This is a genomic window from Nostoc sp. (genome assembly GCF_054880495.1).
This window is the reverse complement of sequence record NZ_JBTYKD010000288.1, coordinates 1-9064: the sequence shown is the minus strand read 5'-3', so window position 1 is coordinate 9064 and position 9064 is coordinate 1. Positions and strand designations below refer to the sequence as shown.

At 44.2% G+C, this 9064-nt stretch carries 8 protein-coding genes and 1 tRNA gene; 2 read left to right on the top strand and 7 right to left on the bottom strand.

Annotation, left to right across the window (positions count from 1 at the left end; all coding sequences use genetic code 11):
• Positions 1 to 282: 282 nt before the first annotated feature.
• The 5 genes from tsf to hisF all read right to left on the bottom strand — a co-directional run bounded on the left by tsf (position 283) and on the right by hisF (position 3883).
• Complete coding sequence (gene tsf / locus ACYTXL_RS25280; RefSeq protein WP_461927103.1) at positions 283 to 1227, bottom strand: translation elongation factor Ts; 945 nt, start codon at positions 1225 to 1227, stop codon at positions 283 to 285.
• Positions 1228 to 1664: 437 nt separating this feature from the next.
• Entirely contained in the window at positions 1665 to 2459 is a 795-nt protein-coding gene (gene rpsB, locus ACYTXL_RS25275) for a 30S ribosomal protein S2 (protein ID WP_461927102.1), read from the bottom strand.
• A 189-nt stretch (positions 2460 to 2648) separates the two neighbouring features.
• Positions 2649 to 2721, bottom strand: a tRNA-Ala gene (locus ACYTXL_RS25270).
• A gap of 97 nt (positions 2722 to 2818) precedes the next feature.
• Positions 2819 to 3010: a hypothetical protein gene (locus ACYTXL_RS25265; RefSeq protein ID WP_461927101.1), complete on the bottom strand. Its 192-nt coding sequence runs from the start codon at positions 3008 to 3010 to the stop codon at positions 2819 to 2821.
• Positions 3011 to 3109: 99 nt separating this feature from the next.
• Positions 3110 to 3883 (bottom strand): imidazole glycerol phosphate synthase subunit HisF, encoded by a 774-nt coding sequence (hisF, locus tag ACYTXL_RS25260; RefSeq protein ID WP_461927100.1) that lies wholly within the window; start codon positions 3881 to 3883, stop codon positions 3110 to 3112.
• 199 nt (positions 3884 to 4082) lie between these two features.
• Here hisF and ruvB point away from each other — a divergent pair, with 199 nt between their 5' ends.
• Together ruvB and ACYTXL_RS25250 are read left to right on the top strand one after the other, a co-directional pair.
• Positions 4083 to 5183: a Holliday junction branch migration DNA helicase RuvB gene (ruvB, locus tag ACYTXL_RS25255; RefSeq protein WP_461927099.1), complete on the top strand. Its 1101-nt coding sequence runs from the start codon at positions 4083 to 4085 to the stop codon at positions 5181 to 5183.
• A 122-nt stretch (positions 5184 to 5305) separates the two neighbouring features.
• Positions 5306 to 6109 (top strand): tetratricopeptide repeat protein, encoded by an 804-nt coding sequence (locus tag ACYTXL_RS25250; protein ID WP_461927098.1) that lies wholly within the window; start codon positions 5306 to 5308, stop codon positions 6107 to 6109.
• A gap of 207 nt (positions 6110 to 6316) precedes the next feature.
• On the opposite strand, the gene ACYTXL_RS25245 is transcribed toward ACYTXL_RS25250, so the two are convergent.
• A complete protein-coding gene (locus ACYTXL_RS25245) occupies positions 6317 to 7705 on the bottom strand; it encodes a cytochrome P450 (protein ID WP_461927097.1) in 1389 nt (462 codons plus the stop codon).
• 86 nt (positions 7706 to 7791) lie between these two features.
• Positions 7792 to 8595, bottom strand: a complete 804-nt coding sequence (locus tag ACYTXL_RS25240; protein WP_461927096.1) for a TIGR01548 family HAD-type hydrolase — start codon at positions 8593 to 8595, stop codon at positions 7792 to 7794.
• Positions 8596 to 9064 lie beyond the last annotated feature (469 nt).

Genomic DNA, 9064 nt, shown 5'->3' with positions numbered 1-9064 from the left:
AAGAACTAGAGGTTTCAAGATAAGCTGTTCCACATTTAACTTGCATATCTTGGGCGGGCGAGACGCCCACCCCACAATAAATGTACAATTTCAGATTATGCAAAATAGATGTGGTTTAGCTTAGACGTGGTTTAAATGCGATATTTCGCGTCTCTACTAATAAAATACAGGTCAGGCTATTTGCTTGACCTGTTTGGTAAAGAGTCATTAGTCATTTTTGCTTGGTAAAGACCGATGACTAATACTTCGGCTTCGCTCAGTACAAGTGACCAATGACTAATATTACTTACTGCCCATTTGTGCAGCGACTTCATCAGCAAAGCTAATTTCTTGCTTTTCAATGCCTTCGCCCAGTATGTAGCGGACAAAGCGGGTTACTTGAATCTCTTGGCCTAATTGCGCCTTCGCTTGCTTCAAGAGGTCTTCCACGGAAATACTCTGATCGCGAATGTAAGGCTGATCGAGCAAAGTCAATTCTTTCAGGCGTTTTTCAATCCGTCCTTGAACAATCTTTTCTTTGATGTTATCAGGCTTGTTCGCCAAATCATCCTTGCCCATTTCAATGTCTTTTTCTTTTTGGGCAATTTCGGCAGGAATTTGGTCTACGCTCACATACTCGACATTTGGGCAAGCCGCAACTTGCATTGCAGTGTTCCGTGCTAAGCTTTGGAACTCTTGATTAGCAGCCACTAACTCAGTTTGAGAACCCAGTTCTACCAATACACCAACTCGACCGCCAGTGTGAATGTAGCTGTCTACTATACCTTGCGTGCCTTCTGCTAAGGGAAAGGTGACAAAGCGACGCACTTGAATATTTTCACCAAGCGTAGCAATGGTTTGCTTGATAAATTCTTCTACAGTCCCGCTTTCATGATCAATATAGGGTTGAGCCAACAAAGACTCAACACTATCAGCAGTAGCTGCAAGTTTTGCTAGGTTTTTAACTAAAGCTTTAAAAGCCTCGTTACGAGCAACAAAGTCAGTTTGGCAGTTGACTTCTATAAGTACACCCACTCGACCACCAGGCTGAATGTAAGTGTCTACTAGACCTTCTGCCGTAATGCGATCGTTTTTTGTCCCCGCCTTAGAGATGCCCTTTTTCCGTAGCCAATCTACGGCTTCTTCTATGTCGCCATCAGTCTCTTGCAGCGCCTTTTTGCAGTCCATCATGCCGGCACCAGTTTTTTGGCGTAGCTCTTGGACGAGTTTTGCAGATATTTCCGCCATGTTGCCTCAATTTCTAACTTGACCTGGAGTTGTAATCGCTCACCGAATTTTAGATTTTAAATTTTGGATTTTGGATTGTTGGCGGAGCCTCTCGTAGAGAAGATTCAAAATTAAAAAAGTTTGTTCGCATAGCGTCTCGTAGAGAAGCCCCCGAATTTATACTCGCTCCGCGAGAACCAAGCTACCTGGAATAAATCTAAAATCCAAAATAAAATGACAGAGCAACTGACTTAATTGCTGGGGTAAATCTAAAATTGTCCCACGGGTGTTGAGTATTTCTATCTTACTCAGGGCTGGGGGAGAAAAATAATCAAGTTATAAGGTATGAGTTTTTTCGCCTCTACCTTAGCCTCCGATTTGCCCCAGGCTAGGGCGGCTTGCTGCAATTGATGCCAGCCACCGCCCTCCCTCGGACATTTGCTTCACCCCTGCTTTAGTTATTCCTCAACTTCCTCGTCGGGAATTACGGCGTCAGTATATTCGCTTTCTTCGTAGTCTTCGTCATACTCAGCACCGTCGTAATCTTCGTCATACTCTTCAGCATCCAGCTGACCGTGACGACCTTCATAAATGGCATCTGCCAATTTTCCGACTATCAGCTTAATTGACCTGATAGCATCGTCGTTTGCTGGGATGGGGATATCTACTACATCTGGGTCACAGTTTGTATCCAGCATTGACACAATCGGAATATTCAGCTTTTGGCATTCTTGAACTGCGTTATATTCCCGCCGTTGGTCTACAATTACCACAATATCGGGGACTTTCCGCATTGTTTTAATGCCGCCCAAATATTTCTGAAGCTTCGTCATTTCCCGACGTAGCATTGATGCTTCTTTTTTCGGTAATAAATCTAGTGCGCCAGTTTCTTCACGGCGTTCTAAATCTTTCAGACGGTCTACGCGTGTTTTGATGGTTGCCCAGTTGGTCAACATTCCCCCCAACCAGCGTTGGTTAATGTAATGGGAACCACAACGGGTGGCTTCTTGAGCAATAATTCCAGCGGCTTGCCGCTTGGTGCCGACGAAAAGAAATTTCTTCCCTTGTTCAGCGTGCGATCGCATATAGTTGTAGGCATTATCCATCAACTGGGCAGTTTGCACCAAGTCGATAATATGTACACCATTGCGGGAAGTGTAAATGTAAGGAGACATTTTTGGGTTCCAACGCCGGGTCTGATGCCCAAAGTGAACCCCTGACTCCATCATTTGAGCCAATGAAACGACTGGCATATATTTTCTAACTCCGATTCGGGTTAAACCTCCATCCAAGTGCATTTCCCAATTAGGAAACACCCGAATTCTTAGATGTGCGAGATTAGTTAACTATACTAGGCTAGCACATTTGGAAGAGTTGTTGTTGGTTGATAGAGTGAGAGGGATAAAATATAACCTTGCTAAGTTTTGGGTCGGTTTTAAGAATGGAGCTAAGCGGATTCGAACCGCTGACCCCCTCAATGCCATTGAGGTGCGCTACCAACTGCGCTATAACCCCTTGAAATCCATTATATATAATCCCTTAATTATTAGTACTTTGTCAACCTTTTTATCGAAACTAAATTTTAAACATCTCCTCTAGCACTCAGCACTCTCTACGACACTCTCAACAAATACGTCATACAGTGCCCCATCAAAAAATAAACTACTAACATGGCAGCAGCAGCCAGAGCAACTAATGTACCAGCCAACATTAGAGAAAATTCTTTACTCTCGTAGGCTCTTTCCATTAAGTGCAGCGACCACGCCACCAAGGCTACATCAAAAAGTAAAATAGAAATCAACATATTTTTTAATATTTATTAATACTTGTAAAAGTATATTAACACCCTTTTAAGGAAGTGTGTCTAACCTTAGATGGATGTTATTAACTGGTAAATAGTTACTCAAGACAATGTTCTTACTGGAACATTACGATCGCGCAAATAATTTTTGATTTCTGCTACGCTTAGTTGTCCGTAATGTAATAGAGATGCGAGTAATGCGGCTTCAGCTTTGCCTTCAGTTAGGGCTGTGTAGATATGTTCACAATTACCTGCACCACCAGAAGCAATAACTGGAATTTGTACAGCATCGGCAATTGCCCGTGTGATCTCAATGTCATACCCGGCTTGGGTTCCATCAGCATCCATACTTGTGACTAGCAGTTCTCCAGCCCCCCGTTTTTCAACTTCTTGTGCCCACAGTAGGGCATCTAAGCCTGTATTTTCCCTGCCACCGCGCACATACACATCCCAACCGGGATTATCCGGGTTATTTCTGCGTCTGGCATCAATTGCAACAACTATGCACTGATTACCAAAGCGATCGCTTGCCCGATTAATCAAGTCTGGTTCCCGCACTGCCGCCGAATTAATACTAACCTTATCTGCGCCCGCTCGTAACAAAGCTTTAACATTTTCTAAGGATTGAATGCCACCACCCACAGTCAATGGAATAAAGACCTGTTCAGCAGTTCGGTAGACGACATCTAAAATTGTAGCTCGGTCTTCATGAGTAGCTGTAATATCCAGAAATACTAACTCATCAGCACCGGCTTGGTTGTAAACCTTGGCCAGTTCTACCGGATCGCCTGCATCTTGAAGATTGACAAAGTTAACTCCTTTTACAACCCGTCCCGCCTTGACATCTAAGCACGGTAAGATTCTTTTAGATAACATAATAATTTTTGTACTTCTGGGTAATTGACCGGAATTTAAATTTTAAATTGGCGCGGGTATTCTCAAACTAAAATTTTCACTGGCATTGGGCATGGGGCATTGGTTATTCTTTCTCCCCCTGCCTCCCATACTCCTAGTTACGAATTACGAATTACGAATTACGAATTATTCTGTTCCCTTAAAAGTAGATAGCTGAATTATGGCGATAATCTCCTCGAAAAAACAGCCTCCAGAACCCAACGGAGAACCAAGGCAGCGTCGAGAGTCGGCGAAAGCACCATCCACAGACAATATTTTGCAACCTGAAGCTGCTATTGATGAACAAGATAAGCAGGAAGAGGGGATTCGTCCGCAGCGATTTGCTGATTATATTGGGCAAAAAGATTTAAAGGATGTGCTAGATATTGCCATCAAAGCAGCTAAGTCTCGTGGTGAGGTGTTGGATCATTTGCTGCTGTATGGGCCGCCAGGATTGGGCAAAACCACAATGGCTATGATTTTAGCATCGGAAATGGGGGTAAATTACAAAATTACTAGTGCGCCAGCTCTAGAACGTCCACGAGATATTGTTGGGCTACTGGTGAACCTCAAGCCAGGGGATATTTTATTTGTGGATGAAATTCATCGCCTCTCGCGGATGACGGAGGAAATTCTCTATCCGGCGATGGAAGATTATCGCTTAGATATTACTATTGGTAAGGGTTCGAGCGCTCGCATCAGAAGTTTGCCGCTATCAAAGTTTACTTTAGTGGGAGCTACAACCCGTGTAGGTGCTTTAAGTTCACCACTGCGCGATCGCTTTGGTTTGATTCAAAAACTCCGATTTTACGAAGTTGACGAACTGACTAAAATTGTACTACGAACCGCTCAATTACTCAAAACCCCCGTTACAGATGATGGTGCCACAGAAATTGCCCGTCGTTCACGCGGAACGCCACGTATTGCGAATCGGTTACTTAGGCGAGTCCGGGATTATGCGGAGGTAAAGTTATCTGGGGACATTAATGAAAGCGTTGCATCGGAAGCATTGCAACTATTCCAAGTAGATCCCTGCGGTTTAGATTGGACAGACCGCCAGATGCTGAGTGTAATAATTGAACAATTTAACGGCGGACCAGTGGGGTTGGAAACAATGGCAGCAGCGACGGGTGAAGATACTCAAACAATTGAAGAGGTGTACGAACCTTACCTGATGCAGATTGGGTATTTAACTAGAACTCATCGCGGGAGAATGGCGACTAAGGCTGCATATAAGCATTTGGGATTCATGCCGCCTAATGAACAATTGTCATTATTGTAATTATGGGCATGGGGCATTGAGCATTGGGCATTGGTTCTTCTTTCTTCCCCTGCCTCCCCTGCTCCCCCTACCTCCCCTGCCTCCCCTGCCTCCCCATCTTCAAAATAGACAGGTAAACCTAGATGATTAAGTTAATTAGTATTTTTCTCAGTCTGTTACTTATATTTGGCTGGGGTACTCCAGTCATGGCACAATCTCAAGCGCCCATTACTCAAGAACAGTTAAAACAAGGTGATCAGTGGGCAACTCAAGCTTTTGCAGCGACGAATCTAGGTGATTTTGTGACGGCTGAAACTTACTGGACAAAGATTATTGAGCAATTTCCGACTAATGCGGGGGCGTGGAGTAACCGGGGAAATTCGCGGGTGAGTCAGAACAAATTACAACAAGCGCTGACAGATTATAACAAAGCGATAGAACTAGCACCGAATGTCACCGATCCTTATTTGAATCGGGGTGCGGCGTTGGAAGGGTTGGGAAAATGGTCAGATGCGATCGCAGATTATAATCATGTCTTAGAGCTCGATCCTAATGATGCGATGGCGTATAATAATCGCGGTAATGCTACAGCCGGTTTGGGAAAATGGTCAGATGCGATCGCAGACTACAAAAAATCTAATCAGATCGCCCCAAATTTTGCCTTCGCCCGTGCTAACTACGCCCTCGCTCTTTATGAAACTGGTCAAAAAGAGCAAGCAATCCGCGAGATGCGAAATATCGCCCGTAAATACTCCAAATTTGCTGATGTGCGTGCCGCCCTCACAGCTGCATATTGGGTAAATGGAGAGCAAGGTGAAGCCGAAAGCAACTGGGTAGCAGCTTATGGACTTGATAGCCGCTATAAGGATATTGACTGGGTAAAAAATATCCGCCGTTGGCCTCCCAGCCTAGTTACAGCTTTAGATAAGTTCTTGAAAATCCAGTAATTATATCATGTCCGCATAATTAGTTATGATTCCTACAGTCATTGCACCCCAACCCCCTCCCCCTCCCCGCTTGCGGGGAGGGGAGACAAAGCGCAGCTTTGGCGGGGTGGTGTTCTTGGGGTTTAGTAAGTAATCAAGCGGACATGAGATTAGTAGGTAAATCAAAGGGGATACGAAGCAATCGCTCCCACCTGATTATGAGACTTTTTACACTAAGTTACTCTCAAGAACGCGCTGATTTTGCTGACGTTTTCCAGTTACCACCATTGGTACACCACCGCCTGGTGCTAACAGGAAGCTTTTCCGAATTGGCAGTACTGGCTTTGTATCAGCTAGTTTCATTTGCCAATCAGATAGTACACTTGCCAATACCAGTTTCATCTCAAACAGGGCAAATGCCATGCCAATACAACGACGATTACCTCCACCAAAGGGCAAATATTCAGCTGGAGTAAATTGTCGTTCTAGAAAACGATTTGGCTGAAACTGCTTTGAATTTGGGTATAAATCTTCTCGATGATGGCTCAAATAAATACAAGGAACCAATATAGTACCAGGGTTAAATTTGTAGCCTGCAATTTCTACAGGGGATTTAACCAATCGATTTAATCCCAACATCGCCACCGGATACAGGCGCATTGTTTCCGCACAAACTGCATTCAAATAGGGTAATCGGAAAATAGCATTTGGATCTTTGTTGTCACCCAGGCTATCCAATTCTTGCACGAGTTTTTCACGGACTTCAGGCTGATGATGAATCCAGTACAGCGCCCATGCTAAAGAACTAGCTGTGGTTTCATGACCTGCAATCAACAAAGTCATCAACTCATCACGTAGTTCCAAGTCTGTCATCGGCTCACCAGCTTCATCACGAGCCGCCATCATTAAAGACAGAATATCATTTCGAGACTGGTCAGCAAGCGATCGCCTCTCTTGAATTTCAGCATAGATCAGATCATCCATTTCCTGCCGCAAACGTACATAACTTCCCCAAGGACTGCGAGGCCCTAAATCCTGTCGTAATAATGGGAAAAACAGCAGCATTGCCCGCAAAATAGGTCTTTTGGGATTCAGGATAGCAATCAGGATTTCTTTGAGTTTTTCATAACGAAGTCCATCATTTAGACCAAATACAGCCTTCAAAATCACCTGAAAGGAGATTTCTTGCATGGATGACAAGACTGTAAAGGTTTCTCCGACTGGCCACTCGCTAGTTACTTGCTTGGTAATTTCACAAATTAAATCACCATAAGCCTGCATTCTTTCCCCATGTAGAGGAGGTGTCAGCAGTTTACGCTGGCGCTGGTGAGGTTTTCCTTCTAAGGATAGTAGAGAATTTGGCCCCAATAAAGGTGTTCCTGAACCTGCTGCTGCACCAGAATCTAACTGCTTGGGATCTGTGGTAAAAATCTGCTGAATTGCCTGGGGATTGCTAATGAACACTTGAGGCGTAAAAACTGGGCCGATTCGGAGGGTGAAGATATCACCATAGCGTTTAGCACAAGCTTCCATGTATTCTAAGGGATTAGTAAGCCACTGATACGTCTGTACCCAAGGGTGAGTTTGAGGGCCGTTAGGCAGTTTAAGTGCAGACATTTTTATTAATCTCCCAATGATTAAAGCAAGATTGTTATCAGCCAGTCATTCATCCACGCGTAGCTTGATTAATCTTAGACCACAGATTAGGGAGATGAACTTACCAATTCTTGAATCTGCCTTGGGGTCAATTCTTGCACATTACGCAAAACTACCGCTGCTCCTGCTGCGATTAGTGTCTCACTATATGCATCACCACGCGCTGCTGTTTCTTGTACGTGGGGCGGTAAAACCCCTACTCCAATCCAAGGGCGAGAAGAATCTAAACGCCGCGCTTTCTCGACGGTATACATATCTGCTACCGTATCTCCCACATAGACTACAGCTGATGTTTGCTCAATTCCATTCTCTAACTGACGAACTGTGGTGAAAAGTCCAGTGGGGTCAGGTTTACCTGGCGCATCTTCCATCGCAATCAATACCAGAGATTTCAAACCCAGGCGTTTTTCCAATACATAGTTAGCAGAAGCACGAGTTGCACCGCTGAAAAATCCCCAAGCAATGCCAGCGTCGGTAAGTTGCTCTAAATAGCTAGGTTGTAATAATAAGGGTTCATTACAGATATACCCTGTAAAATTATTAGAGTCTGGGCCGCGATAGCGGGATTGAAAAAAAGCCACGATCGCATTGTAATCTAGTTGCAGTTGTTCTCGGCTCTGTTGTTGGGTTTCAAAGTAGCGGTAAATTAATTCCTGCGATGCTTCCCAATCGTTGTTCCACACGCCTTCAGACTTCAGTTGGTCAATATCCAGTGGGGTTGGACGATATGCTTGGGTAGTGAAATATTCTACGGTATCTGCGATCGCTCGGCGATAGGAACCGCTAACATCGCGCACAACACCATCAATATCGAAAACAACGATCGCTTTTGCTGAAGTTTGTTGAGTCATGGGATAGAAAGCAAAAGAGTTTTATCTCTGATTATAGTCATCTTGCTCTATAGACATCTCCAGAAATTAAATATGCGTTACCCAGAACCCTTGTAGAGAGGTAGCACTGCTACCTCTCTACATTCTTTTTCACTCCTATGTCTTATGTAAGTAAGTAGGTGAGAATAAATCAAAGTAGATTAAGTAATGTAAAAAAAGTTGAGATCAGCTCGTAGTGAGGGCTACCCTGCGGGAACGCTTCTCTACGAGAGGCTTCTCTGCGAGAGGCTTCGCCAACGCCAACGCGAACAGCCCTCAAATTAGGACTAAAGTCCTTACTACAAAACTTGAATTATTCACGCCGCTCTACTTATTCATCCTTTGCTATTTATCAAAGGATGAATAATACAAATTTGTAAGGGACTTCCAATAAATAAATTACTACTACTTGTGGGGTGGGCGACACGAGAGCCCAGTAACCAAAGGCTCT